The sequence below is a fragment of the Streptomyces sp. H39-C1 genome (assembly GCF_027158125.1).
Lineage (GTDB): Bacteria > Actinomycetota > Actinomycetes > Streptomycetales > Streptomycetaceae > Actinacidiphila > Actinacidiphila fildesensis.
In genome coordinates this window covers 1-25000 of sequence record NZ_JAPVLS010000119.1, presented here as the reverse complement: position 1 = coordinate 25000, position 25000 = coordinate 1, and the positions used below count along the sequence as shown (strand labels likewise).

The window sequence follows — 25000 nt, the reverse complement described above, 5'->3', positions numbered from 1 at the left end:
TCACGCCCCGACACCTGGACAACGACCATCATCTGCACTGGTCACGCTTCCGACGCCGCAGCCAAGCCCGCGCCCGCAGATGCCACTACCAACGCCGAGGCCACCACCCCCACATGCGGTTGCAGTATTAGGCTTATCGGTCCCTGCGGCGGCAGCGGAATCGCCTGATGGGGTGAGGCACCGCAGACGGCGGGGGCGATCCATAGGCTCGCCCCCGGCCAGAGCTTCTCCCTCGACCGCGCCGCTGCCCTTCAGCCTCGCCGCAGGCGACGACCGGTGCATGTTCACCTGCTGGCGCCCCCGCCTCTGACCGCTCCCGATCACGTGCGGCTGGGGACGCCTCCTGATCTGCGGCGAAGGGCCCTTGCCTCCTGCCATGATGTTTCTCATGCAGTGCCTGCCGATCCCGTGCCCCGCCCACCTCATCCCGGACGCCACGGGTCTCGACGCGTTCAACACCGCGTACTAGGCGGCCACGATGGCGGACGCCGTGTACGTCGGCGTCGAGCGCCGCGGCCGGCGCTGGGTGGTCAAGGCCGACACGCTCACCGCCGCAGAGGGCACGTCATCGACGACTGCGCGCACGAGGCTGTTCGTTGCGCCGCGATCCGTCTGGTCCGTAGCGGTGAGACCAGTTCCAGTTCGGGGCCGGGGTACTACACACTGAACGGCCTGGCGGGCGAGGACAGGGCCCGCGAACTCGCCGCACTGCACGCCGCCTTGTCCGGAGACCTGGAGCCGCTGGCCCGCGCCGACCGCCCTGTCCTCCTGACGCACGTCCCACGCGAGGCCGTTGATACTCAACGAAGCGGCGCACGCCGACTTCCGGCGGCTCCAGCCTGTCGGCGCGGTTTGTGGCCCGCGCACGGGGACCATGAGCGCATGATCTACGGCTGCCAGCGCGCCAAGGGCGCGCCCTTGCTCGGAGCACGTCCCGGACAGGACGGGCCTTTCGGCCGCTGGCCCGAGGCCGCCGGGGACGAGACGGACACCGGTGAGCCCGCCGCAGCGCTCGTTCCTGCGGCCCCGGGACAGGAGCGGGAGATGACGATGGCGCCCGGTGCTGGCCAGCTGGAACAACCAGAATGGCCTCGGCCTGCGGGGGCACAAGAAAGCGTGTGAACCACGAAGCGGACCGCGACACTGCAGCTGGCGCTACACCGCTGGAGGCGCTTTTCGACACCATCACGGCACGGTTGCAAACCGAGACCGCGACCGCCATCGCGTCCCTGCGCCAGCAGGCTGCCCGGCTCCTCGGCACCACCGCGCCGGAGCCTGGTGTTACGGGCGTCGGCGAAGCATCATGGGGTCGGCCTGAGCGTGCTCGCCGCGCGGGACCGTCGCGGGAGGGATGAGAGCAGTGGCGGCCAGCCATCCGCCCCCGGCAGCCGGTGGGAAGGCCGTGCGTGGGTGCGGCAGTCCCGGGTGGCCGGGCGGGCGGTAGCGGGACTGCCGGAGCACAGCCTAGTGAGCAGCCCGGCCAGCCGCCACGCCGCTTCCCGTAGGTGTCGCGCCCCACGAGGGCATGGGGGCGCCGGTGGGGGGCAGGGGTAGAAGATGGACGCTCTGGGAGAACTGCTGCAGGCCACCATGCGCACCCGGCATCTGAACGCGCAGGCGCTCGCGGACCGCACCGGTATCCGCACCCCGCGCATTCGTGCGTTCGCCCAGGACGGTGCCGACGGGCCCGTCCACCCCACCGGGCCAGAACTGGCCGAACTCGCCGCCGATCTGGCCCTGCCGCTGCCCCAGGTTCTGGCCGCCGCCCACGTTCCCGCCAGGATGCCGGCCTGACCCTGGCCCTGGCGGGCCCCGGCCCGGCCCTGATCGTCGTGCTGCTGCCCGTCATCCTCCTCGGCCTGCTCCTCGCCCTGGGCCGGTACGAAGAACACCTCTTCACCCCCAAAGCCCTGCGTCCTCACCGTCACCACGCGCAACATGCCCGCCACCCCCATCGGTGGAAGCGTCCCGGCCACCAGTGACTGGCACCCGGCCTCGTCAGGGAGGGTGGAATGCGAGCGAAAAGGTGCGGGGACGGTGCAGGGGATGTAGAAAACATGCACGGCGCGAAGCGATGCCTGCCTTGCCACCCCCCCGTCGAGGCAGCGCACGACCCCCCGGTCAGCTTCGTACCCCACGGATGGCCGCCAGCCCTACCGGCCGGTGGTCATCCGTGCGTGGCGGCCCGATCCCGGCCGCCCCATCGTTTCTGCGCTCTGGGCCGGGGCAGCCCCGCCCTGCGGACTGCGCGGGGTGTGCTCCGTGACGGCGGCGAGGTCCAGATCGAGGCGCCGGTTCATGTCCAGCTCACAACGGGGTGATCACTGGCGAGCGACGCGCATCAGGAGATTCCGGTTCGACCGCAGGGATAGGTCCCCCGCTGGAGGGGGCGGACGGCTGACTACTGCACGCGTCCTTCGGTCGCCGTCTCGTCCTCGTCTTCGTCGGGCAGATGAACGTCGTTGACGGCGATGTTCACCTCGACGACTTCCAGACCCGTCATCCGTTCGACTGCTGCGATGACGTTCTCGCGGACCTCTGCCGCCAGATCGGCGATGGCGACCCCGTATTCCACGACGACCGCCAGGTCGATGGCGGTCTGGATCTCACCGACCTCGACCTTGACCCCCTGGGTGACGCCCGCGCGTGCGCCGGGGACCATGCCGCGCACCGCGCCCATGGTGCGGGCGAAGCCACCGCCCAGAGCGTGGACACCTGGCACCTCCCGCGCCGCCATCCCCGCGATCTTCTCCACCACGCCGTCCGCAATGGTTGTCCTGCCCCGGGTCGCCGCAGCCGCGTCCGCTCCGACCTTTCCCTGCAAGGTCGTCGCGCCAGAGGCTCGGGGATCGCTCTTGGCTGCGCTGGTCGCCTCCGTCACGGGAAGCCACCTCCTCGATCAGGCGGGCCCCCAAGGGCCCGCGAAAGTATCGGCCACACTCCTACTCCTACCCGCCCGGGCCCGGACCCGCTCGTTGGGGGTCCGGTCGCGCCGGGCACTGGGTGTCGCGGTCATCGCAGGTGGCGTCTCCGCGTTCCTCGATGCGACCGGGACCAGCGCACCGCGGTGAAGGCCCAGGTGGCCACGAAGAGCACGATGGCGATGACCAGCAGGTATCCCAGCCCCTCCACCACCGCGCCGATGATTCCCAGCACGACAGCCACAAGGATCAGAAGCAAAAAGAGAGTCATAGCCATCGCCTCCACCGGCCCGAAGTTTGCAGATCGCCGCCGGGATGCCTTTCACCTTCAGCGTGCCTCCCTCTGCCCTCCGATGCCAAGGCCGGGCGCACAACCGGGCGCACATCTCCCGCGATCTCCTCGAAGCATCACACCGGTGCTGCCCTCATCCACCGCGGTGGGTACCGTGACGCATAGAGTGTCCTCTGACCTGCACGAATACCGAAGACAGTTCAGCCAGCACGCCTCATTCCTATTAGTTGCCGACGATAACGACGCCGCGCGCTGCAAAGATCGCAATGTCATGGAGCGGGCAATCAACAAGCTCAAGGTCTTCCGGGCCGTGGCCACGCGTTAGGACAAGCGCCGCTATGTGTTTCTCGGCACCGTCACTGCCGCCAGTGTGGTGATCCGGCTTCGTACCTGACCAGGACGAGCTCAGTCCTCCCAGTCGCGCTGAGGCTCGGGCACACCCACGGAACGGGCGTCTTCCTCGCCGGTGACACGGGCAGCCCCATTGCCGCGGGGGTAGCGAAACGCACGGTCGGCGAAGACGACGAACGCTTCGGCCCCGGTGTGGTAGTTGACGTACCAGCCGCCGGACGGAGCCAGGCAGTCTGCCAGCGCACCGGCCAGCCGCCCGGCGTCGCCCTCCGGGGCCGGGAGATCCAGCAGGGTCCACTGCCGGGGCTGCCTGTCTGTCGCGCTCGCGACCTCGATCCGCCGCACCGACGTGACCTGCAACGGCACGCTGTTCAACTCGCTCCCGACCCGCAGACTCTCCCCGATCAACACACCAATAAGCACACGATCCTCCTCGCCATCGACCCAGTCACGTTAGCGAGGAGAATCGAGCACCGGCACATGATCGGCTGGACAGGCATAAGCGAGGGCGATGAGCTCGCTGATGCCGACGGCGTAGAGGATCAGCACGGCGAGGGAGTCGATGCCCATGCGGGCGATGCGTCGTTGTGGGCGGAAGATCAGTCCGACTGCGTAGACGGCCGTGAGGAGGGCTCCCAGGCCGGTGAGGTAATGTCGGTGTGCTGGGCCTGTGGAAGGACCGCTTTGCCGGACAGCAGGTCGGCGACGACGAACAGGGTGGGCAGTCGCCCAGCGCCGGCGCTGCATCGACTTCTTCGCCGCCTCGGAGGCAGCGGCCCGCTTCGGCGCCGAGCACTACACACTCACCGGGACCGTCCGTAGCAAGGAGCGGGCGATGGCTGCGCCGGTTTCGGCGACATCCTGGGCTGAACGCGGACGTGAATGGAAGCGCGCTCACCGAATCACGCCGCCGACATAGTGGGTCTTCGAACTTGAGCGGTGCGCCCCCTAAGTGTGCCGACCGGCAGTCACTGTCCGTGATGGCCGGGTTGCCGACGGATCCTCCGCGTGCTCAGTCTTAACCTGCTGAAACCCGCTGGGCGGCAGCCCGATGAGCCGCGGCGCGAGCCGTTCTGGCACAACCTCGCGGCCAAACAGCTCTCCGCCCACAGCACCTCCCGCGCCAGGGGTAGGCAGCTGTCGCTGCGTCAACATTCGTTAATGCGAGAGGGGTTGCGATCAGTACATGTTCTCGGATCTCATTCGGGTATCGGGTATCGAGTATCGGAGGTCCGGGTGGCGAGCTGGGCGACGTACAAGTGCGGGTGCGGCCACCCGCGTTACCGTCATGGGGGACGCCGGTTCACAGCCGCCTGCGCGGACGGCTGTCTGTGCGCCGTATTCAAGGCTCCGCCGTTGGAACGAGGCGGGAGCGGTCCCGATCCGTCATGGCTCGGGCCGTCATTGCCCGAGCCGGACCGCAGACCGCATCCGTCCTGTCCAATCCAGGACCCGGACTGCAATGGCATGCATCCAGATGTGATCTGATCCTGCGCTGTGCGTTCTGCGACGCCTCTGTGGGTGTCACGGGCCGGCTTCGGTGTTCCGGCGGCACATGTCGGCCAGTGTCATGAGCAGCGGCACGTTCGGGACCTCGCTCACTGGCTTGCTGAACAGCGACCAGAACGTGCCTGCCCCGTTGATGGTCACATAGCCGTTGTCAGCGGACACGCTGCTGATGTCGGCCCACGGCACCAGGCCCGTCTTGCTCTGGATGCCGTCCGCGCTGATGGCGATCTTCCCGAAGGCGAGGGAATCACCACGCCGCAGCGCCTCTACCGCGCTGGGCAGCAGGAGTTGCGACACCCTCTGGTTGGCCCGTTGGCCGAGCTGGTTGTACCGCCTCGCCCAATGGTTCGGGTCGGCACGTCGGGCGTACGCCGAGTCCTTGTAGCTGCCCAGGAAGTGGATCTGGGCACCGTCGGTGCGGGTCAGTGCGTAGCGGAAGCTGGTCCCTTTGTAGCGGCCGTTGGTAAAGCGGTTGACGACGCTCTGGCTTACCGTCGCGATCTGGTCCCACCGGAACACCTGGGGCTCCGTGTCGGCCTGGTGCCGGACGACACCGCTCTCGAATGCGTAGATCCGGACCTTCGGGCGCGTCGGCCTAAGCGAGATGAACCATTCTACCGTGAACGCATCGTCAAACCGGCCGAGTTGGTGCTGCTCCGCAATCTTCACCACTTCGGAGGGCGCCCCTGCTTCCTCCGGTATGCGGTGACCGTTTGTGCTGCCGGGCGCGGCCGAGGGCGAAGAGGGGGGTCGTGTGGTGACCCAACTGACCACACCTTGGCGGTCAACGGAGAAGATCTTCAGATCGTAGCCGGTGTACGTGATGCGCCAGCTCATCCCCGGGATACCCACGACAATCCCGGCGTAGGGCGGAAGGCTCCGCAGGCGTTCGGCTGCGAGAGCATGGTCGTCATCCCCGCCCGCGCGCGAGTCCAGGTGATCCTGGAGGTGGGCGCGGGCTTCGTCCTTGGTGTCGAAAGTCCGGGCAGAGCACGAAACGGCGATGCCGTTCGATGCGCGTGCGTCGGCGGCGGCTCGAATCCAGCGATAGGCCCCCACGGGACCAGCGTAGCGGGTCTTCACAGCTGAGTGGTGTGCCCTCCGTGTGCGCTCTGACCAATAGTCACTGCGTTTGGTGGATAGGGTTGTTGGTGGCCTTGGCAGCAGGGCGCCCGTGGCCCTGGGCGATCTGTTCTTGAGGCAAAAGGATCACTGGGGAGCCACGGGCTTGGTCAACGATACGACGTTGCTGCTGGACCTCGACGGCGTGTCCGTCATGCGGGTCGAACGGCTTCAGTGCGGTGGGCGCCGGGTCCACCTGGCCACGGCGGAGGAGGCGGCGCGGGCCTGTCCGGCCTGCGGGGTCTTCGCCTCCCGGGTGAAGGGTTCAGCGACCACCCGGCCGCGTGATCTTCCCTCCGGCGAGAGCAGGTTGGAGCTCGTCTGGCACAAGCGCCGCTGGTGGTGCCGTGAGACGGCCTGTCCACGGAGGTCGTTCACCGAGCAGATCGAGCAGATACCGGCCGGGGTCCGGATCACCCGACGGCTGCGGGCTGCGTCCGGGCGGCGGGTGCGCGATTCCGGATCCACGGTTATCCAGGCTGTCCGCGATCTGCGCCTGTCCTGGCCGACCGTGATGAACGCCTTCCGCACCTGTGTCCGCGAAGTCGTCGAAGCTGAGCTCCCCGACGTCGAGGTGCTGGGGATCGATGAGACCAGGCGCGGGCGGACCGGCTGGGAGCAAGAGCCGGACACCGGGAAGGGGAAGATGACCAGGGATCGCTGGCACACCGGGTTCGTCGATGCGCTCGGGACCGGCGGCCTGCTCGGCCAGGTCGAAGGCCGCACCGTCGCCGACGTCCTGGCCTGGCTCTCGACCACGCCATTGACCTGGAGGAAGAACATCCGTCACGTCGCCATCGACATGTCGGCCACCTACCGCGCCGCGATCCGCACCGGCCTGCCCGACGTGATCGTGGTGGTCGACCACTTCCACGTAGTGCAGCTCGCGAACAAGATGCTCTCCCTGGTGCGCAGGCGCACCACCGCCGAGACCGTGGCCGGCGCGGACGCGCCACCGACCCGGAGCGGAAGGCCCGTCGCCGCCTGTTACGCAACCGCGAAGACCTCACCGACGACCAGTTCGCCACCATGTGGAACCCGCTGCTGGGCGACGGGAAGATCGGACAGACACTGCTGACGGCGTGGATCGCCAAGGAGAGCCTGCGCAACCTCCTGGCCCTGGCCCGCACCGGCGCGAGCCGGGAGCAAGTGGGCCACGCCCGCTGGAAGTTCCTCACCTGGTGCGCGGACGCGAACATCCCCGAGGTCCGCACCCTCGCCACCACCATCGACCGTTGGTGGACCGAGATCGCCGCGTTCATCACCACCGGCCACAGCAACGCCAAGAGCGAAGGCATCAACCGCGTGATCAAGCTCGTCGCCCGCAACGCGTTCGGCTTCCGCAACGCCGAAAACCAACGCCTACGCACACGCTGCGTCACCACCCGCCAAGCCCGCAGACACCTCCGCACCGTTCAACTTTGAGGACCCGACATAGTTTCGGTAGGGGACACCCCCCGTTTGGCGAGAGGACGGATCATGTTGCGCGCAGTGTGGAACGGCACGGTGATCGCGGAAGCGGCGCACACCGTGGTCGTCGAGGGTAACCACTACGTCCCACCCGAGTCGCTGCATCGCGAGTACTTCACCAGGAGCCCGGCGATGTCACTGTGCCCGTGGAAGGGCATCGCCAGCTATTACACCGTGCGCGTCGGCGACGAGGTCAACCCGAACGCGGCCTGGTACTACCCGCATCCCAGCCCTTTCGCCCGCAAGATCAGAACCACGTCGCGTTCTGGCACACCGGTGGCCGTCGTGGGCGTAATGGAGAGCGTCGAGGGCTCTGGCGCGGGCGTGTGACTAGCGCAACCGGTCGACGTACCCGTGCGTTTTTGGGCGTCGGCGGCCGGACGGCGGGGTGTTGGCTGCGGTCGGTTCAGGGGCGCAGGAGGTGGCGTACCGCGACGATGGCCTGCATCGCGGCCGCCGGACGCAACAGCGCGGGCCGGGGCCGGTCGGCCATCGCGCCGCGGGCGAGGCTTGCGGCGGTCACGGCGGCAACCGGCACCACCCATGTGGTGACCGCCGCGGCGCGGACGGCGCGGCTGGGTTCGTGTCGCAGTACCAGCCAGGTCCAGAATGCGGCGTCGGCGAAAGAGTCTGCGTAGTCGCCGAAGGGGGAGGCGGTGCCCTGGCGGCGGGCGAGGTGACCGTCGGCCAGATCCGAGGCGATCGCCACCACACCGGCCCAGCGGCCCGACCCCGCAGCCAGCGCGGGGAGGTTACCGCGGATCAGAGTCAGCACATCGGCGGGCGAGAGCCGGACGCGGTCTTCCAGCATCCCCAGGTGCAGGGCGCTCAGCGTCCAGCTGGCCGCCACCCATCCACGCCCCCGCCCGTGGGCCAGCGTGAGGAACCCGAGGTGCAGGGCAGTGATCTCCGTGAGAGCCCGTGGACGCCGGGCCGCCTGGCGCACTGACCGGTCGGCCGCGAGGGTGAGAAAACGTGCGACCGCCTGCGGGCTCCAGCGGCCCTGGGGCAGGATCCGCAAAAGCGCGTCAGTCGCAGTGCGGCTGTCGGTGAGATCGGATACGGACACGTGGGCCGGCCTTTCTTCGGGCGCGGGTCATTGAGCCCACGTTGGAGGGCCGACCCGTGGGCGGACGGCGAGCGTGGTCACCGACGGTCGCGGCGGCAGGGCGTAGCGTCGTGCCCGGACGGCATGTGGAGCGGATGGGAACGGACGTGGGTTATGGGGTGGGGCAGGCGGCTGTCGTTGGTGGCGGTGGCGGGTGGCAGTGTTGCGGCCGGGTATGCGGGGCTGGTGACGGGGGCCTTGCCGCTCGACCTGGGTGTGGGCCGGCGGACCCGTTCTCTGGGACCACAGGTGATCGACATCAGCGCGCCCAGGGACGTGGTCTTCGATGTGATCGCGCAGCCCTATCTCGGGCGAACGACCCGGGCGATGCGGGAGAAGGTGCAGGTGCTGGAGCGGTCCGCCGACATGGTGCTCGCCGCGCACTTCACTCCGGTAGCGGGCGGGCGGCTGACCGCGACGACGGCAGAGACCGTGCGGTTCACCCGCCCCGGCCGGGTCGACTTCCGCCTGGTGCGCGGCCCGGTACCCGCCGTCGTCGAGTCGTTCGTGCTGTCCGAGAACGGCCCGGGCACGCGGCTGGAGTACCGGGGTGAGCTGGGCACCGACGGGTGGGCGCTGGGAGAACGCTGGGGCCGTCTGGTCGCAGCACGGTGGGAGGAGACGGTCGCCGGCTCGCTCCGGGTAGTCAAGGAAGAAGCGGAGCGACGCGCCCGCCCCCGGTGACGCGCCGCGCCCGCACCGGGCACCTCCGGCTGTCACTTCACGCGCTTCCTGCCGGTGACCAGTTCGGTGATGTACTTCTGGCCGTTGGCATACGCCTGGTCGTGTGTGTAGCTTTCGGAGACGTACTGGCGTCGGCCGGTTTCCTTGTCGGTGACGAGTACCCGGAACCCCAGAGCGCTGCACCCGCGCCTAAACGGGACGCCTACGCCCATCAGCCCCTCTGCCACATCAACGGCGAAACGATCGCGGCTCACCGGGCCGGGCACAGTACGCTCCTGGCTGCGGCCGGCCCCGAATCTGAATGGTCCGATGCGGATGGTGCGTCGCATGACGCCTCCCTGCCCGTATGAGCCAATTCTACGTGTGATGAGCGGGTGCGGGGTTCTCCCAGTCGGTGGGGGACCGACCCGCCGGTGCGCACCATAAGCAGACACACGTGCCCCTGGGTTTCCGAGGCATCCCGCCTGCCATCTCGGCGGCGGGATCCCGTGTTGCCCATGGTCGTGTGGATGAGGCGGTTGTTCGGTGAACGGCCTCACAGGTCTCGGCCCCAGCCGGGCGTAGCGTTCAAGCCATGGTGCTGCGTTTGGTGCTGGGCACGGTGTACACAGCGATGGCCCTGGGCCAGCTCGTCTCCTTCGGGCGTATGCCCTCGATTCTGGCCGCGTACGGGCTGGTGGACGGCGTTGCGGCGACCGCGCTCGCGGTGACCCTGATCGCCGGGGAGCTGGTGTGCGGCATCTGGTTCCTGGCCCACCCGCGATCGACGGCGCGCACCCCGGTGTGGATCTACGCGGCCGTCTCGGTGATGTGGGCCGCGCTGGCGGTGCAGGCATACGCCCGCGGTCTTACGGTCGCGAACTGCGGCTGCTTCGGGGTCCGCCTGTCCCAGCCGTTGTCCTGGATCGTGCTGGTCCAAGAGGCGCTGACCCTCCTGTACGCCACGGTGCTGCTGCGTGCCGCCCGCCGGGCCCGGGCCGACACCCCTCAGGCCCGTACCCGCACGGGTGTGGCCCACGACGATGACCATGTGGAGATGCGATGACAACAGACGAGACGGCACCGGCGACGGATCAAGGAGCGCCGACACCGGCGGCACCGGTCAAGCGGGCCCGGGACGAGGTGTTCATCGAGTTCACCAAGTCGATCTGCCCGATCTGCAAGACCCCGGTCGACGCCCAGGTCAACATCCGCGAGGGCAAGGTGTACCTGCGCAAACGCTGCACCGAGCACGGCCCGTTCGAGGCCCTGGTCTACGGGGACGCTGAGGAGTACCTGTCCTCGGCCCGGTTCAACAAGCCCGGCACCATCCCGCTGGTCTTCCAGACCGAGGTCAAGGACGGTTGCCCGAGCGACTGCGGGCTGTGCCCGGAGCACAAGCAGCACGCGTGTCTGGGAATCATCGAGGTCAATACCGGCTGCAACCTGGACTGCCCGATCTGCTTCGCCGACTCCGGCCACCAGGCTGACGGCTACTCCATCACCCACGCCCAGTGCGCGAGCATGCTCGACGTCTTCGTGGCCTCCGAGGGGGAGCCGGAGGTGGTGATGTTTTCGGGGGGCGAGCCGACCATCCATCAGCACATCCTGGACTTCATCGACCTCGCCCAGGCCCGGCCGATCAAGAACGTCACGCTGAACACCAACGGTATCCGCCTCGCCTCCGACAAACGGTTCGTCGCCGAGCTGGGCGAACGCAATCAGGTGCCGGGCAAGTCGGTGAACATCTATCTGCAGTTCGACGGATTCGACGAGCGCACCCACCGCGAGATCCGGGGCCGCGACCTGCGGAAACTCAAGCAGAAGGCACTCGACAACTGCGCCGAGGCCGGGCTGACCGTCACCCTGGTCGCCGCCGTCGAACGCGGACTGAACGAGCACGAACTGGGCCCCATCATCACCTTCGGCATCGACCACCCCGCCGTGCGCTCCGTCGCGTTCCAGCCCGTCACCCACTCCGGGCGCCATGTCGCCTTCGACCCGCTGAACCGGCTTACCAACCCCGACGTCATCAAGCTGATCACCGAACAGCGGCCCGCCTGGTTTCAGAAGGGCGACTTCTTCCCCGTCCCCTGCTGCTTCCCCACCTGCCGCTCCGTCACCTACCTGATCGTCAACGGCGAGCCGGGCAACCGGACCGTCCTGCCCATCCCGCGCCTGCTGCAGGTCGAGGACTACCTCGACTACGTCACCAACCGTGTCATGCCCGACGCCGGGATCCGCGAGGCCCTGGAGAAGCTGTGGTCGGCCTCCGCGTTCATGGGCACAGAGACGACCCAGGAGAAACTGCGGGCCACCGCGCAGGCCCTGGACTGCGCGGACGCCTGCGGCATCGACCTGCCATCGGCCGTCAAGGACCTGGGCGACAAGGCGTTCATGATCGTCGTCCAGGACTTCCAGGACCCCTACACCCTCAACGTCAAACAGCTGATGAAGTGCTGCGTGGAGGAGATCACCCCCGACGGACGGCTCATCCCGTTCTGCGCCTACAACTCCGTCGGCTACCGCGAACAAATCCGCGCGCAGATGTCCGGCGTCCCCGTCGCCGGTGTCGTACCCAACGCCCTGCCGCTGGCCGACCGGCTCACCGACACCGCCTACGGCTCCAAGACCGTGCGTAGCGCACAAACCGCCGCCGAATACGAACAGGGCCCACGATGACCGCGCCCGACGAGAGCACCCGCCTGCCCGCTGCGGCCGGCGACGAGCTCAAAGCCTGCTGTGCCGCCGCGTACTCATCCGACGTGGTCGCGCTGCTGCTCGGCGACTCCTACCATCCCGGCGGCACCGCCCTGACCCGGCGCCTGACGGGCCATCTCGCACTCACAGACGCCAGCCGCGTTCTCGATGTGGCGTCCGGCCGCGGCACCACCGCCCTCCTGCTCGCCGACGCCTTCGGCGTGTGCGTGGACGGCGTGGACTACTCGCCGGCCAACGCCGCCCTCGCCCAGGGCGCGGCCGCCGCCGTGGGACTCGCGGAGCGGGTCACCTTCACCACCGGTGATGCCGAGCACCTGCCCTTTCCGGACGGCGTGTTCGACGCCGTGGTGTGCGAGTGCGCCCTGTGCACCTTCCCCGACAAGGTCCAAGCCGCAGCGGAGTTCGCCCGTGTCCTTCGGCCCGGTGGACGGGTCGGCATCGCCGATGTCACCGCCGCCTCCGACCGGCTCCCGCCGGAACTGACGGGTCTCGGCGCGCGGATCGCCTGCATCGCCGATGCCCGCTCGCCGGCCGAGTACGCCGAGATTCTGGCCGCCGCCGGGCTCCTTACGATCCACACCGAGCGCCATGACGCGGCCATGACCCGCATGATCGACCAGATCGAGGCGCGGCTGAATCTGCTACGGATGACCGCCGCGGCCAGACTCGACGACGCCGGCGTGGACCTGGCCGCGGCCCCAGCCGTCCTCGCCGCTTCCCGCGCCGCCGTCGCGGACGGCACCCTCGGCTACACCCTGCTGATCGCCGAGAAATCCCCCTGACGGCCCCTCCCTCTACCGGCCGTACGTAAGCGCCCTCACATAGCGGAACAGCCCACCGGTCCTAGCGTCGACACGAAAGCAGGCACCCGCAGAGGCGAGGACCTCTGCCATGGCAACCACCGTGCAGGTATCCCCGAGAGGCTCCGTTATCCCGGTCCACGCAGCGTGGGGCGCCGCATTCAGTGCGGCTGATCGCTCTTGGGCGGCGGCGGGTTTGGGAAGTAGGCCGTTGTCCCGACGCGGGGCGGCGGTGGGATGGTCCCACCCGCCGCGAGCCAGGCCGGCACGAATGCGGCCCGGTCACCGTCCAGCAGGTGACAGGTCCTGGCGACTCCGCTCAGGCGGCGGGCGTGTGCCTCGACTTGCTCCATGGCCATGTTGTACGCGGCCAGCAGTCCGGGAGCCGTCATTTCGTTTCTGCCTGCCACGCTGGAGACCCTCACCTGATAGCCGCCTTGGCCGTCGGGCCGGTAGTCGACCTCCACGTGATCCGGTTCGACGGTGCCTGCGGGGCGGTCACGGGTGCCCTGGTCGCCGACGCAGGCGGCGCACCCGTGCCAGGGCCGGATGCCCGGCGGACGGCCGTCGCACAAATGCACCCCGTGCGGGTCGTGGAAGACCTGCAGACTGCCGGGGCAGCCGCCACCGTGACATTCGAACGCTCCATCAGCCTGATGCAGCAGGAGCGGCCCCGGACACGACGGTGTGAGAGGCAGCGCCCCGTACGTCGCTTCCAACAAGGCCAGCGTCTGTTCAACACCCCAAGGTGCGCCCGCACTGACGCTCCGGCCGTTCTTCCTGTGCTTCCCCTGACGCATCGACCGCCTCCGTTCCGAATCCCAGTACGGCAACGAACGGCAGTACATCAGGTTGCGCACGCCACGAGCCCGCTCCGAGATCTTCACCGGCATGGCGGATCGCCAAGGCAGAGCTCCGCCCAGACGGCGACTCGGCTGGGTCAACGCATCGCAGCGGGCACCATCGACGTGGATACAGCGAGGAAAGCGGGGGTCGGTCTCGGCGAGGGCGGCCGGCTTGCGCGTCCCGTTGGTGTCGGGGGCATCAAGGTGCCCGAAGGGCATTCCGCGCCGAGATGACCAGGAGGCGAGCGCCGCTCAGCACGGTGGCGGTGCAAACACCCGCGAAGGCCCAGATAATGGCCGGTTCCCCGGTACGGACTCCCACGATCAGCAAGCAGATCGAAGCGATCGACGCTGCCGTCATGAAGGCGGCCTGGCAGCGAGGACCGAACGTGGCCTGCCGCCAGGGACGGCGTGAGGGCGATCCGAGGCTCCGCAATCGGCGATCGAGCCGCCGATGATGGCGCAGCCCGGCTTCGATCTCTCCCAGGGCCCGCCGCTCACGTTCGGTAAGACCGACTCCGCCCACTGCGATCGCCTCACCCTCGCCGGGATCTGAGAAGCGCATGCCCGCGTATTCGATTCATTGTCCCACCGCCCCGGTCCACGGGGAAGTGGGGACCGCAAGGATCGATCAGTCGCGTCGTAAGGAGTCACTGGCACGATTTCGCACCAGGTACGGCGTACGGTCGTACCGCCACTGTGTGTAACTGGAAAGGGACCGAGATGGACGCACCTGACAAGGGACCGGGACCACGCCACCCACCCCCCGAGCCGCAATCGCCGGAGGACGGCGCGAGCGCAGCCGGTGCCGAATCCCCCGAGCCCCCGGGAGAGGACCGTGTCTCACCGGAGTCTGTGGAAGGGCAGAACGACTCCGAGGCCGATGCCGTCTCGGAGCCGCAGCCGGAGTCGAAGGCGGAGTCGGTATCGAGGCCGGGGCGGCTACGTGCCCTGTTGGGTTCCGGTCCGCCACCGGGACCCGCCCGGCCGGGGTTCTGGCGCAGCCCGTTGCGCGGTCCGTGGCTGACCTCGGTGTTCGGGTTGGTCCTGCTGGTGGGTATCACGGTGCTGTTCGTGACCGGGTTGCTGTCGTACGCGGCCTACAGGCCTGCAGGCTGCACAGGGCCCACCCGAAATCGACCTCGCCGCGGGTCTCCGACCACTGCACCTGCATCAGGGCGGCCTCCGCCTCGGTGACCGGACGGCCGCCGCCCGCGTGAAGGCGAGGCCGATGACGCAGGGCGCTGCCCCTGTTGCTGAAGTGCTTGCACAACTGCACCAGGTAACGACTCGCACGGTCTGTGCGGATCTCAGCTTCGGCGGGGTACATGGCAAGCACCTCGGCGGGTTGAGGGAAGGCTGACCCCACCCACATTTATCGATACACACTGTCTCTGTCAATACGAAGTGTCACTTCCTGAACGCCTTGTAGGCTGGAGGGATGCCGAAGCTGTGGACAGAGACCATGGACGCTCACCGCGCCGCGGTACGCACTGCGATTCTGGATGCCGCCGCCGGCCTGGTCTCCGAACGCGGCCTGGCGTCGGTGAACATGTCCCAGATCGCCGCCCAGGCCGGCATCGGCCGTGCCACGCTGTACAAGTACTTCCCGGACGTCGGGGCGGTCCTGCTCGCCTGGCACGAACAGCAGATCCGCGCCCACTTGGACCACCTCGCCGCCGTCCGCGACCACCACCACGAGCCGCAGGCGCGGCTCGAAGCCGTGCTGCACGCCTACGCGGCCCTGCTCCACGAACGGCACCACGGCGAACTCGCGGCCCTCGCGCACAGCGGAGACGTCTCAACCCTGCACCGAAGCGAGCACCTAGGCCACGCCCAGCAGCACCGGACGGGCCTTATCGCCGACCTCATCGCCCAGGCCGCACAGGCCGGCGACCTCCGCGACGACGTCGCCCCCCAGGAGTTGGCACAGTACTGTTTGCACGCCCTTGGCGCCGCGGCCGATCTTCCATCCAAAGCAGCCGCCGTGCGACTTGCCGACGTCACCCTCGCCGGCCTGCGCAACCCGCACTGAGTGCTCTCGCCCGAAGGGACGTTTCGTTCAAGCGGTCCGTTCGCGCGTGGGGCGTCGATCCATCCGCCGGGACGGGTAGCCGTCTCCAGTCCTCGTTCGCCAGCGAGGGCCTGTTGCTCTCGCAGCGCAGCAAGGCAACCCCATGATTCCGTTGCGATCCCGCTGGGCGCGCGGAACCCAGGTGCCTTCGTCAGCGCGAAGCGCTGTTTCTCCCGCCCTACCGCCGCGACCGGCATTTCCGGTGTAGGAACCATAGAGATGGCAGCCCGTGACCGTGCACAACGTCGGGTTCAAGCTGGCCTCTTCGATCTTCCTCCAAGCAGCGGCAGCGGCGGCTGAAGGAAGTGCGCAGGGCGCTGAACCTGGAGGAGCGTGCCCGACTTCGTCGAACTACGTGCCGTCGTGCTCCGCGCCGACGGAAGGCGCCCACTTCGGGCTCTTGTCACCGTCCTGGGCTTCGCGGCGGGCATCAGCTCTCGTCATGTGTTCGCTTCCCCGCGCCAGGCGGGGTTCGCCGACCTAGGGAGGCCGGGGGCGCCCCACAGCGGGAACCAGCGGCTCAGGTCCTCCTCGATGCGCAGGTCGTCCTTGGCCGTGGCCCTGACCTGGAGTTCCAGCGGATTGTCGCGCTTCTGGCCGGGCAGCGGCGCGAACGGGTAGAAGGTGCCCCGCTTGTAGAGGTAGACCAGCGCGAGGGGGCGTAGTTCGGCGTCGTGGAAGGTGACCAGAGAGCACAGGAGCTGCGGGCCGAAGCCGCTGTCCTGCAGGGCGGAATTCACCGCGTGCAGGTCGTTGACCAGAGCGGGCAGGTCGCCGGGGTCGCGGCGGGAGAGCAGCCACGAGTACCCGTACGCGTCACGGCTGAACTCCACCGGTACGCCGCCCCGTTCGGAGTCCGCGTCCAGGAGGGCTCGTACCTCCTGTTGGACTTGGGCGAATGCGCCGCCCTCGATGGCGGCGAAGCACACCGAGCCCAGGCCGGTCGGGGTGAAGCCGATGTCGGCCTGGAGGGTGATCGCTGCCGAAGGCAGGCCGAAGAGCTGGTCCAGGTCGGGCTTGACCGGCTTGGTCCGGCCGAGCAGGACGTCCAGGAATCCCACGGGTCCTCAGCTCCTTCTCTTCACGCCTGGCCACCCGGTTTCCCGCCCGCCTCGCCCAGCTGCACGGAGATCTCCGCGAGCGCCTCGATGCGGCGTTCCAGGCTGGGGTGGGTGGAGAACATCGCGGCCAGCGCCGTACCGGGCCCGAGGGCCGGGGTGAAGAAGAACGCGTTGAACGCCTGGGCGGTACGCAGATCCTTGGTCGGGATACGGGCGATGTCGCCGCTGACCTTGATCAGCGCGGAGGCCAGCACAGATGGTTTCCCGGTCAGCATGGCCGCGGCGCGGTCGGCGGCCAGTTCGCGGTAGCGGGACAGCGACCGGATCAGCAGGAAACTGATGCCGTAGACGAGCGCGGAGACCGCCATGACGATCGCGAGGAGGGCGGCGGTGTTCTGGTCGCGATCGTTGCGTCCGCCGAACAGCTGGGAGTAGAAGGCGAAGCGGACGATGAGTCCGGCGATCACACCCAGGAACGAGGCGATGGTGATCACCGCGACGTCGCGGTGTGCGACATGGGAGAGCTCGTGGGCGAGGACGCCTTCGAGTTCGTCGGTCTCCAGGCGGCGCAGCAGTCCGGTGGTGACGCAGACGACGGCATGGTCGGCGTTGCGGCCGGTGGCGAACGCGTTGGGCAGGTCCATCTCGGAGATGGCCACCCGGGGTTTGGGCATGTCCGCGGTGGCGCAGAGCCGGTCGATGACGCCGTGCAGCTCGGGCTGTTCCTCGCGGCTGACGAGGTGGCCGTGCATGGAGTACAGGGCGATCCGGTCGGAGAACCAGAACTGCGCGACCAGCAGCCCGGCGGCGATGACGATCACCAGGACGACGGATTTGAGCAGCACGATCAGCGCGGCGATGAACGCCACGTACACCAGCCCGAGCAGGAACATCGTGACCACCATGCGGGCGGTCAGCTGCCGGTCGGGCTCGAAACGGCTTCGCATCGTCATCACCCCGGGATCAGACCCTCGTCGGAGAGAAGTTCCCGCACCTGCCGCAGACTGGTGTCCTCGTCGGGCAGCACCAGGTCGGAGGGCGTGATCCTCTCGTCCGGCAGCGGCGTGCCGAGACTGCGCACCGCGTCCAGCAGGGCCGCCACGGCGGCGGTGAACGCGGTCTCGTCGCCCGCGTCGGCGGCCGGCTGCAGGGCGGAGTCCAGCTCGTTGAGCCGGTCCAGGTGCTGGTCGGCGATCTCGTACTGGCCCTCGCCGAGAATCCGCATGATCATGATGTCACCTTCTGGTCCGGCGGGTCCTTCGTGGGCTCTGCACCCTCCACTGCCGGCGGGGTGGCAGAGGCCGGGAGCTGGGCCTTCATCCGGGCCAGCTCGATCTCCACGTCCTGGCCCGCGGTGACGGCCTCAATTTCTGCCTGGATATCGTCACGCCCGGCCGGAAGAGTCGCGTCCTCCAGCGCGCCGGAGGCGATCAGCTCGTCGAGCGCACCGGCGCGTGCCTGCAGCTGCTCGGTCCTGTCCTGGGCGCGCTGCATGGCCAGGCCGACATCGCCCATCTCCTCGCCGATGCCGGTGACGGCCTCGGCGATGTGGGTCTCGGCCTCGGCGGCGGTGTAGGTGGCCTTGATGGTCTCCTTGCGGGTGCGGAACGCGTCGACCTTCGCCTGCAGGCGCTGCGTGGCCAGGGTGAGCTTCTCCTCCTGGTCCTTTAGCGACGCCTGCTGGGTCTGCATGTCGGTGACCTGGGAGGCCACGGCCGTGCGGCGGGTGAGCGCCTCACGGGCCAGGTCCTCCCGCCCCGCGGCAAGTGCCTGCTCCGCCTGGCCCTGCAGCTTTCCCGTGGACTGTTGCAACTGGGTCACCTGCAGCTCGACGCGCTTGCGGCTGGTCGCCACATCGGCCACGCCGCGCCGCACTCTCTCCAGCATCTGGAGCTGCTGTTCGTAGGAGTAGTCCAGGACTTCGCGCGGGTCCTCGGCGTTGTCCAGCGCCTTGTTCGCCTTGATCCGGAACAGGGTGGCGATGCGGTGAGTGATGCTGGTCATGGCGACCGCCGTCCTCTCAGTCGGCTTGATGGTGTTCCGCGCGACCCGCGGCCGGTCGTGTCCCGCTCCGGGCTCGGGACGCTGCCTGCGATCCGGGGGCGTCGCGCAAGGTGTCGGCGGCGCAGAAGACCGAGGCAGCAGCGATGGTCACACCGCCCCACAGGCCCCAGGCTGCGGCGGGCAGATCGCCGGCAATGAGCGCCGGAGCAGGCAGCAGACCGGCCGCGAGGAGGACGGGGGCGCGGTGGATCGAGCGGGCCAGTCCCGATGCGTTGCGCCGGTGGCTCCAGGTGAGATGGACGGCGCAGGCGGCGGTGGTCAGGGCTCCCAGGGGGATCAGGGTCCAGGCGAGCACTTCCATGTCAGGTCACCTCCGTGCCGGGGGGACGGGGCTCGGCGCCTGCGGGGCACCGTCGCGCGGCCTGGCCGGCGCCCGGCGGAGCCGCCTGGGCCAGGTGCCCGCCGGCGTGGGTGTCCTTGAGCAGCGGGAACCGCTTGCCCAGCAGGTAGATGGTCAGCGGGGTGCCGTACATCTCGGTGAACAGCGCCACCAGGAACCACCATGCTCAGCACGCCGTTCGACATCGGCGCCAGCGCATCCATGATAGGTCTCCTGCCGTCGCCGTGTGGTTCAGCGGAAGGGCTTGTGGTCGTGTAGGTCGCGGTCCTTGGGTGCGTCGTTGTGACCACGCCCGCGCCTCTGTATGTCATCGCCGCTGTTCATGCCACGCATCATGAAGAACATCATCAGCGGGCAGGCGAGCACGATGAGAGGCAAGGCCAGGTTGCCCAGTGGTACGCCGAGCGCGAGTGCGCCAACCACGGCGATCGCGACCGCGATCGCGTAGAGGCCGTAATTCCTGGTGTTCTTCATGGCCAGTTCTCCTCTTGGGAGGGGCATCAGTGTTTGGTGACAGGGCCGGAGGAGCGCAGGGCGGCGAGGCGCCGCTGGTACTCGTCCTCGTCTATGTCACCGCGGGCGAACCGCTCGGCGAGCGGTTGCTCGGGCGAGGTGCCGGCGGGGATGGGGGGCTGCTCAGGGGCGTGATTCAGGGCGCGGAAGAACAGGACGGCGGCGGTGATGATCAAGGCCCAGAACAGGATCATGCCGGCTGACACGGCGAACCAGCCCCAGCCGCTGACGTCGTGGTCGTGCCAGAACATCATCGCGATTCACTTTCCCGAGCTCAGGGGCTGCGGGCCGGGGCCCGCCGTCCGGTCGGCGTTCTCTGTTGTTTCCCACAGTCGCCCTCACCCGGTGTCGCGCACAGGGCCATCCGGCCCCCTGCACGAGGCCGGTCAGCTCTTACCTGGCAGGGGTACCGGGGCGAAGCTGGGGGCGTGGGATCCTGGAGAAGGGACGATCTGCCATGAATATCGTCGATATTGCAGTAGTGGCCCGGCCGTGGCGTTGATCGCTGGTATGGGGCGATTCTTCTTCGGTCCTCGCAAGGCCCGCACCGCGCGGCTGGAGGGCGGGGTGCAGCACGTCGAGGTGACGGTGCGCGGCGGCTACAGCCCCGATGTCATCCGAGTCCGGCAAGGGGTTCCGGTGGAGTTGGTCTTCGACCGGCAGGAGTCCGGGGAGTGCACCAACCGGGTGGTCTTCCCTGACCTGCGGGTGAGTGCTGGACTGCCGGCGTATGCGCGTACCACCGTGCGTGTCGATCCGGCTGGGGCCGGATCCTTCGGGTTCGCGTGCGGGATGAACATGATCCACGGCACGCTGCTCGTCGAACCGGACAGCGGGGAACAGGATGGCGGGGAAAGCGCCCGGGACGGCGGCGAGGTACATGCCGCCTCCGCTTCGGGGCGCCGGTCAGTGATGCGGAAGCCGCCGAGGCGGAGGCCGCCGAGCGGCACGCGGAGATCACCGACCTGACGCGCCGGGTGGCCATTGGCGCGGTACTCGCCGCGCCGGTGCTCTTCGCTGTGATGGCGCATGAACTCTTCGGCGCCGACTGGGTGCCGGGCTGGCTGCTCAACCACTGGCTGCAGCTGGCGCTCATTACTCCCGTCATATTCTACACCGGGTGGCCCATCCACTCCACCGGCTGGCTGACCCTCCGCCACCGCGGCGCGGACATGAACTCTCTGATCACTCTGGGTACTTCGGCCGCGTACGGCTACAGCCTGCTCGTCACGCTCGTGCCGTCGCTGCTGCCCGAGGACGTGCGCGAGGTGTACTTCGAGGCGGTCGGGGTGATTCTTACTCTGATCCTGCTCGGGCGCCTGCTGGAAGCCCGCGCCAAGGCCGGCACCGGCGAGGCCATCCGGGCGCTGCTGGGCCTTCGGGCCCGCACCGCTCGGGTGATCCGCGACGGAACCGAGGCCGAAGTCCCCGTCGAGGACGTGCTCGTGGGCGACGAGATCGTGATCCGGCCCGGCGAGAAGATCCCGGTCGACGGCGACGTGATGTCCGGGTCATCGGCGGTCGACGAGTCCATGGTCACCGGCGAATCCATGCCGGTTACCAAGCGAGCGGGCGACACAGTCATCGGCTCGACCGTGAACACGACCGGGTCCTTGCGGGTACGCGCGAGCAAGGTCGGCGCGGACACGATGCTCGCCCAGATCATCCGTCTCGTGCAGCAGGCCCAGGCGTCCAAGGCGCCGATCCAGCGGCTCGCCGACGCCGTCTCCGCCTACTTCGTACCCGCCGTCATCGCCATCGCCCTCGCCGCCTTCGCACTCTGGTTCGTCGCCGGCCCCGCCCCCGCGCTCACCCTCGCGCTGGTCTCCGCAGTCGCCGTGCTGATCATCGCCTGCCCCTGCGCACTGGGGCTGGCCACCCCGCTGTCCATCATGGTCGGCACCGGCAAGGGCGCCCAGGCGGGCATCCTCATCCGCTCGGCCGAGGCCCTGGAGACCGCCCACAAACTCGACACCGTCGTCCTGGACAAGACCGGCACCGTGACCGCGGGCAAGCCCGTCCTCACCGATGTTCACGCGGCCGACGAGTTCGACGAGGCCGCGTTGCTCGCGCTGGTCGCGGCGGCCGAAGCCGACAGCGAACACCCCCTCGCGGCCGCAGTCGTCACCGGTGGCCGGGGCCGAGGGCTGAGCCTGCTGCCATCGTCCGGTTTCGACTCCATCACCGGCAAGGGTGTGCAGGCCGGCGTGGACGGCCATGCCGTCCTGGTGGGCACCGCCCGCCTGCTCTCCGATGTGGGCATCGACACCAGCGCCCTCGCCCCGGTCGCGGCGGAACTGTCCGCCCAGGGCAAGACCCCTGTCCTCGCCGCCGTCGACGGCCGGGCGGCCGGGGTGCTGGCCGTAGCCGACACCGTCAAGGACGACTCCGCCCAGGCCATCGCCGCCCTGCACCTACTCGGCATCGACGTCGTCATGCTCACCGGGGACAGCGCCCGCACCGCCGCGGCCATCGCCGCCCAGGTCGGCGTGGACCGCGTCCTGGCCGAGGTACTGCCCGAGCACAAGGCGGACGAGATCCGCCGCCTGCAGGCCGAGGGCCGCACGGTGGGCATGGTCGGCGACGGCATCAACGACGCCCCAGCCTTGTCCGCTGCCGACGTCGGCCTCGCCATCGGCACCGGTACGGACGTGGCCATCGAGGCCGCCGACATCACCCTCATCTCCGGCTCCCTGACCGGCGTCGTCACCGCCATCCGCCTGTCCCGCGCCACCATGCGCAACATCCGGCAGAACCTCTTCTTCGCGCTCATCTACAACGCCGTCGGCCTCCCCCTCGCCGCCGGCGCGCTCTACCCGCTGTGGGGCATCCGCCTCAGCCCCATCGTCGCCGCGGCCGCGATGGCCCTGTCCTCTCTGTCCGTAGTCACCAACTCCAGCCGCCTGCGCCACTGGCACGCCACCCCACTGCCGACCGCCGCACCGGCCCCGGTCGAGCCCCAGGTCGAATCCGCCGCCGACCGGACCTAACCCATGCCCGCAGACGATCTCGAGCACGACGACCAGTGACTGCCGATAGACCAAATGCTTAGAAGGCACTCGCCCTACGCGCCGGGCCAAGGGCGCTGACCTGTGCGAACGCACTTCCCTGGCGTCACCCCCCACAACGTGGGGGACATATGGGGGAAAGGCAAACCCCTGAGGTTCAAGGGGACGCGGGTGGTCCTCGTAGGCCGTACGTGCAGTCTCCCACGCTGCCTCCACCAGGCTGAAGGCCCCAGTGGAAACAATTCTGCCCCTGCTCGGCGTTGTTGATCTCGGTGCCGAGGAGGGGAAGGTGTCGGGTCTGAAGCTGTTCCAGACGACGAAAAGCGGCGTGACCGAGGTCGCGCCGCGTCTTGCTGAGGTCGAGGCGGATGGGCAGGGCCTCATCGAGGCGCACATGGAGACGCTGCTGGGTGTCCGTTTCCTGGCGAGCGAGTACGGCACAGGGCCGGTGCACGGGGGCCGGATCGACTCGCTCGGACTGGACGAGAACGGGTCGCCGGTCATATTGGAATTTAAGCGCGGGGTCGACGCAGGGGTGATCCATCAGGGGCTCTTCTATATGGCGTGGCTGATGGACCACCGGGCGGAGTTCGAACACCTGGTCCGCGACCGGCTCGGGGTGACGGCCGCGTCCCAGGTGCTGTGGAGCGGACCGCGCCTGATCTGTATCGCCGGCGACTTCACGCGCTACGACGTGCACGCCGTACGCGAGCACCGGAGGTCGATCGACCTGGTCCGCTACCGACTCTTCGGCAGCGACCTGCTCGGCCTTGAGACCGTGGCGTCCGTGAGCGGCGGGCCACAGGCACCCCGGCGTGCGCGTCGGCAGGCGGACGCACGGGCGGCAGCCGACGTTCCGGGTGCGTCGATGGTCGAGCTGGCGAACGCGGTCGATGAGGCGTTGCACGGTCTCGGGGACGGCGTGAACCGTGTTGAGCGCAAGCAGTACCGGGCGTATCAGCGTCTACGGAACTTCGCCTGTGTGTGGCCGCCCCAGCGGAGCAAGCTCCTGGTCTACTTGAAGGTCGACCCGAAGTATGTCGACCTCGTTCCCGGGTTCACCCGGGACGTATCCGGGCTCGGCCACCACGGGACGGGCGACTTGGAGGTGCAGCTCCGCACGGCGAGGGACGTGGAGCGTGCGCAGGATCTGTTCCGGGCGAGCTACGCCGCGGCGTGATCGCTTGATGGCACGGTGGCCGTGAGCGCTCGCGTTTGGTCTGTGGTCGTCGGGTGGTGCCTTTCGTCGTTCGGGCAGGTCGTGGCGGTGGACTATCAATGATGCGCGGGATCGCCGGTTTGGCTAACCGGCGATCCCGCGCTATGTTGCGCCGCTCTGACGTGCCGGTGATCAGCGGGTGGGACTGGTTGCGTGGATGCCTGTGACCGTCGAGATGGCCAGCGGCGTGATGCCATGGCTCGTCCGGCGTTCGCGGCCATCGGCCTGTGCCTGGCGGGTGCCGGTTCCGTGCGCGAGGTTCTCGGTGAGGTCGGCCAGCAGTGCGCTGGGGGTGCGCGGGGACGCGGTGAGGGTCCAGGTGGGGCGGTCGGGGTTCGGGCCGGCCCAGATGGTCCAGGTGGCGAGGTTTCGGGTCGGGTGCTGGGCGGCGAACGCATCGAACTGGACTCCCGCGTGTGCGGTGGGGGACGTCCAGCGGATCCAGCGCCCGTCCACGGTGTGCTTCCACCCGGCCTCTGCGAGGGGCTGCGTGGCGGCGGTGACGGTCTTTTCGTTCACTGGGGTGCCGACGGCTGTGTCCCAGCCGTCTCCGCCGGCGAGGTGCTCCAGCAGCTCGTGCAGCACGGGGGGGTGGCACCGGTTGCGGTGAGAATCCACATGCGGTCCGAGACCGGTGTCTCGTATGCAGCGACGGTCCAGGCGGTCTCGTGGGCGGGGGCGTCGTGGATGCGCTCGATGCGCAGGGTCTGGTCTTCGTGGATCGCGTGGGTCGTGTCGTCGGACCAGGTCCGCCACTTCGCCCAGTCGTCATGAGCGGCGAAGAATGCGTCTAGGAGAGCATCGTGGTCGCCGGCATCGGTTGCGTACGCAGGGACGGTTTCCGGTGCTGGTGTGGGCTGAGGTTCGACGCCGGGTATGGCGAAGGATGTGCGGGCCTGGACGGCGTCGTGCTCGGTGT

Annotated in this window: 32 protein-coding genes and 1 pseudogene; 14 read left to right on the top strand and 19 right to left on the bottom strand. The window is 68.8% G+C overall.

Annotation, left to right across the window (positions count from 1 at the left end; translation table 11 throughout):
• Positions 1 to 1557: 1557 nt before the first annotated feature.
• Positions 1558 to 1794 (top strand): XRE family transcriptional regulator, encoded by a 237-nt coding sequence (locus O3W51_RS42875; RefSeq protein WP_138353610.1) that lies wholly within the window; start codon positions 1558 to 1560, stop codon positions 1792 to 1794.
• Positions 1795 to 2401: 607 nt separating this feature from the next.
• Here the strand turns inward: O3W51_RS42875 and O3W51_RS42870 are convergent.
• Together O3W51_RS42870 and O3W51_RS42865 are read right to left on the bottom strand one after the other, a co-directional pair.
• Entirely contained in the window at positions 2402 to 2881 is a 480-nt protein-coding gene (locus O3W51_RS42870; RefSeq protein ID WP_138353611.1) for an Asp23/Gls24 family envelope stress response protein, read from the bottom strand.
• Positions 2882 to 3012: 131 nt separating this feature from the next.
• Complete coding sequence (locus tag O3W51_RS42865) at positions 3013 to 3192, bottom strand: hypothetical protein (protein ID WP_138353612.1); 180 nt, start codon at positions 3190 to 3192, stop codon at positions 3013 to 3015.
• A gap of 187 nt (positions 3193 to 3379) precedes the next feature.
• On the opposite strand from O3W51_RS42865, the gene O3W51_RS42860 reads away from it, so the two are divergent.
• A complete protein-coding gene (locus O3W51_RS42860; RefSeq protein WP_187145082.1) occupies positions 3380 to 3538 on the top strand; it encodes a hypothetical protein in 159 nt (52 codons plus the stop codon).
• A gap of 80 nt (positions 3539 to 3618) precedes the next feature.
• On the opposite strand, the gene O3W51_RS42855 is transcribed toward O3W51_RS42860, so the two are convergent.
• Both O3W51_RS42855 and O3W51_RS42850 read right to left on the bottom strand, forming a co-directional pair.
• Positions 3619 to 3987 carry a hypothetical protein gene (locus O3W51_RS42855; RefSeq protein WP_138353613.1) on the bottom strand — a complete coding sequence of 123 codons (369 nt, stop codon included), beginning with the start codon at positions 3985 to 3987 and terminating at the stop codon, positions 3619 to 3621.
• Between the two features lie 1101 nt (positions 3988 to 5088).
• Positions 5089 to 6132, bottom strand: a complete 1044-nt coding sequence (locus O3W51_RS42850) for a DUF6585 family protein (protein WP_138353614.1) — start codon at positions 6130 to 6132, stop codon at positions 5089 to 5091.
• A 169-nt stretch (positions 6133 to 6301) separates the two neighbouring features.
• On the opposite strand from O3W51_RS42850, the gene O3W51_RS42845 reads away from it, so the two are divergent.
• The 3 genes from O3W51_RS42845 to O3W51_RS42835 are packed head-to-tail and all read left to right on the top strand — an operon-like array spanning position 6302 to position 7995.
• Positions 6302 to 7273, top strand: coding sequence for a transposase (locus O3W51_RS42845; RefSeq protein WP_198359544.1), 972 nt, complete (start codon positions 6302 to 6304; stop codon positions 7271 to 7273).
• Positions 7180 to 7620: a transposase gene (locus O3W51_RS42840; protein ID WP_269289181.1), complete on the top strand. Its 441-nt coding sequence runs from the start codon at positions 7180 to 7182 to the stop codon at positions 7618 to 7620. The genes O3W51_RS42845 and O3W51_RS42840 overlap by 94 nt, the downstream gene beginning before the upstream one ends.
• A 54-nt stretch (positions 7621 to 7674) precedes the next feature.
• On the top strand, positions 7675 to 7995 hold the full coding sequence (locus O3W51_RS42835; RefSeq protein WP_138353615.1) for a DUF427 domain-containing protein: 321 nt from the start codon (positions 7675 to 7677) through the stop codon (positions 7993 to 7995).
• A gap of 76 nt (positions 7996 to 8071) precedes the next feature.
• On the opposite strand, the gene O3W51_RS42830 is transcribed toward O3W51_RS42835, so the two are convergent.
• Complete coding sequence (locus O3W51_RS42830; RefSeq protein WP_138353616.1) at positions 8072 to 8734, bottom strand: CDP-alcohol phosphatidyltransferase family protein; 663 nt, start codon at positions 8732 to 8734, stop codon at positions 8072 to 8074.
• A 288-nt stretch (positions 8735 to 9022) separates the two neighbouring features.
• Here O3W51_RS42830 and O3W51_RS42825 point away from each other — a divergent pair, with 288 nt between their 5' ends.
• Positions 9023 to 9457 (top strand): SRPBCC family protein, encoded by a 435-nt coding sequence (locus tag O3W51_RS42825; protein WP_232486295.1) that lies wholly within the window; start codon positions 9023 to 9025, stop codon positions 9455 to 9457.
• 32 nt (positions 9458 to 9489) lie between these two features.
• On the opposite strand, the gene O3W51_RS42820 is transcribed toward O3W51_RS42825, so the two are convergent.
• Positions 9490 to 9786 carry a hypothetical protein gene (locus tag O3W51_RS42820; RefSeq protein WP_138353618.1) on the bottom strand — a complete coding sequence of 99 codons (297 nt, stop codon included), beginning with the start codon at positions 9784 to 9786 and terminating at the stop codon, positions 9490 to 9492.
• 245 nt (positions 9787 to 10031) lie between these two features.
• On the opposite strand from O3W51_RS42820, the gene O3W51_RS42815 reads away from it, so the two are divergent.
• The 3 genes from O3W51_RS42815 to O3W51_RS42805 are packed head-to-tail and all read left to right on the top strand — an operon-like array spanning position 10032 to position 12939.
• Positions 10032 to 10502, top strand: a complete 471-nt coding sequence (locus O3W51_RS42815; protein WP_269289171.1) for a MauE/DoxX family redox-associated membrane protein — start codon at positions 10032 to 10034, stop codon at positions 10500 to 10502.
• On the top strand, positions 10499 to 12118 hold the full coding sequence (locus tag O3W51_RS42810) for a radical SAM protein (protein ID WP_138353620.1): 1620 nt from the start codon (positions 10499 to 10501) through the stop codon (positions 12116 to 12118). The genes O3W51_RS42815 and O3W51_RS42810 overlap by 4 nt, the downstream gene beginning before the upstream one ends.
• On the top strand, positions 12115 to 12939 hold the full coding sequence (locus O3W51_RS42805; protein ID WP_138353621.1) for a class I SAM-dependent methyltransferase: 825 nt from the start codon (positions 12115 to 12117) through the stop codon (positions 12937 to 12939). Before O3W51_RS42810 ends, O3W51_RS42805 begins: the two co-directional genes overlap by 4 nt.
• Positions 12940 to 13118: 179 nt before the next feature.
• On the opposite strand, the gene O3W51_RS42800 is transcribed toward O3W51_RS42805, so the two are convergent.
• Positions 13119 to 13850, bottom strand: coding sequence for a hypothetical protein (locus tag O3W51_RS42800; protein ID WP_138353622.1), 732 nt, complete (start codon positions 13848 to 13850; stop codon positions 13119 to 13121).
• Between the two features lie 151 nt (positions 13851 to 14001).
• Entirely contained in the window at positions 14002 to 14268 is a 267-nt protein-coding gene (locus tag O3W51_RS49135; RefSeq protein ID WP_438817451.1) for a DUF3040 domain-containing protein, read from the bottom strand.
• Between the two features lie 488 nt (positions 14269 to 14756).
• Between O3W51_RS49135 and O3W51_RS49130 the strand changes: the two are divergent.
• Positions 14757 to 14912, top strand: a pseudogene (locus O3W51_RS49130) (molybdopterin-dependent oxidoreductase); the annotation flags it as partial.
• Here O3W51_RS49130 and O3W51_RS49125 read toward each other — a convergent pair.
• Positions 14863 to 15132, bottom strand: a complete 270-nt coding sequence (locus O3W51_RS49125; RefSeq protein ID WP_443048399.1) for a DUF2218 domain-containing protein — start codon at positions 15130 to 15132, stop codon at positions 14863 to 14865. The pseudogene O3W51_RS49130 and the gene O3W51_RS49125 overlap by 50 nt on opposite strands.
• A 111-nt stretch (positions 15133 to 15243) precedes the next feature.
• Between O3W51_RS49125 and O3W51_RS42795 the strand changes: the two genes are divergently transcribed.
• The gene (locus tag O3W51_RS42795; protein ID WP_269289166.1) at positions 15244 to 15837 is read left to right on the top strand and encodes a TetR/AcrR family transcriptional regulator; all 594 of its coding nucleotides are present in this window, start codon (positions 15244 to 15246) and stop codon (positions 15835 to 15837) included.
• Positions 15838 to 16316: 479 nt separating this feature from the next.
• Here the strand turns inward: O3W51_RS42795 and pspAB are convergent, their stop codons facing one another.
• The 8 genes from pspAB to O3W51_RS42755 all read right to left on the bottom strand — a co-directional run bounded on the left by pspAB (position 16317) and on the right by O3W51_RS42755 (position 20108).
• Positions 16317 to 16937 (bottom strand): PspA-associated protein PspAB, encoded by a 621-nt coding sequence (pspAB, locus tag O3W51_RS42790; protein ID WP_138353626.1) that lies wholly within the window; start codon positions 16935 to 16937, stop codon positions 16317 to 16319.
• Positions 16938 to 16957: 20 nt separating this feature from the next.
• On the bottom strand, positions 16958 to 17884 hold the full coding sequence (gene htpX, locus O3W51_RS42785) for a zinc metalloprotease HtpX (protein WP_138353627.1): 927 nt from the start codon (positions 17882 to 17884) through the stop codon (positions 16958 to 16960).
• Positions 17885 to 17889: 5 nt separating this feature from the next.
• Complete coding sequence (gene pspAA, locus O3W51_RS42780) at positions 17890 to 18168, bottom strand: PspA-associated protein PspAA (protein WP_269289164.1); 279 nt, start codon at positions 18166 to 18168, stop codon at positions 17890 to 17892.
• Positions 18165 to 18941, bottom strand: a complete 777-nt coding sequence (locus tag O3W51_RS42775) for a PspA/IM30 family protein (protein WP_138353629.1) — start codon at positions 18939 to 18941, stop codon at positions 18165 to 18167. Before O3W51_RS42775 ends, pspAA begins: the two co-directional genes overlap by 4 nt.
• Before the next feature lie 16 nt (positions 18942 to 18957).
• Complete coding sequence (locus O3W51_RS42770; RefSeq protein ID WP_138353630.1) at positions 18958 to 19302, bottom strand: hypothetical protein; 345 nt, start codon at positions 19300 to 19302, stop codon at positions 18958 to 18960.
• Between the two features lies 1 nt (position 19303).
• Positions 19304 to 19492 (bottom strand): hypothetical protein, encoded by a 189-nt coding sequence (locus tag O3W51_RS42765; RefSeq protein WP_232486228.1) that lies wholly within the window; start codon positions 19490 to 19492, stop codon positions 19304 to 19306.
• 80 nt (positions 19493 to 19572) lie between these two features.
• A complete protein-coding gene (locus O3W51_RS42760) occupies positions 19573 to 19815 on the bottom strand; it encodes a DUF2933 domain-containing protein (RefSeq protein ID WP_138353631.1) in 243 nt (80 codons plus the stop codon).
• A 26-nt stretch (positions 19816 to 19841) separates the two neighbouring features.
• The gene (locus O3W51_RS42755; protein WP_269289162.1) at positions 19842 to 20108 is read right to left on the bottom strand and encodes an SHOCT domain-containing protein; all 267 of its coding nucleotides are present in this window, start codon (positions 20106 to 20108) and stop codon (positions 19842 to 19844) included.
• A 256-nt stretch (positions 20109 to 20364) separates the two neighbouring features.
• Here O3W51_RS42755 and O3W51_RS42750 point away from each other — a divergent pair, with 256 nt between their 5' ends.
• From O3W51_RS42750 to O3W51_RS42740, 3 genes are all read left to right on the top strand, one after another.
• Entirely contained in the window at positions 20365 to 20823 is a 459-nt protein-coding gene (locus tag O3W51_RS42750; RefSeq protein WP_269289160.1) for a cupredoxin domain-containing protein, read from the top strand.
• Positions 20824 to 20831: 8 nt separating this feature from the next.
• Complete coding sequence (locus O3W51_RS42745) at positions 20832 to 22844, top strand: copper-translocating P-type ATPase (RefSeq protein ID WP_269289159.1); 2013 nt, start codon at positions 20832 to 20834, stop codon at positions 22842 to 22844.
• A 307-nt stretch (positions 22845 to 23151) separates the two neighbouring features.
• A complete protein-coding gene (locus O3W51_RS42740; RefSeq protein WP_138353698.1) occupies positions 23152 to 24042 on the top strand; it encodes a DUF5655 domain-containing protein in 891 nt (296 codons plus the stop codon).
• Positions 24043 to 24213: 171 nt separating this feature from the next.
• On the opposite strand, the gene O3W51_RS42735 is transcribed toward O3W51_RS42740, so the two are convergent.
• Positions 24214 to 24666 carry a DUF317 domain-containing protein gene (locus tag O3W51_RS42735; protein WP_269289157.1) on the bottom strand — a complete coding sequence of 151 codons (453 nt, stop codon included), beginning with the start codon at positions 24664 to 24666 and terminating at the stop codon, positions 24214 to 24216.
• The coding region (locus O3W51_RS42730) for a DUF317 domain-containing protein (protein WP_331284144.1) at positions 24597 to 25000 on the bottom strand (404 nt) is incomplete at its 5' end. The genes O3W51_RS42730 and O3W51_RS42735, both read right to left, overlap by 70 nt.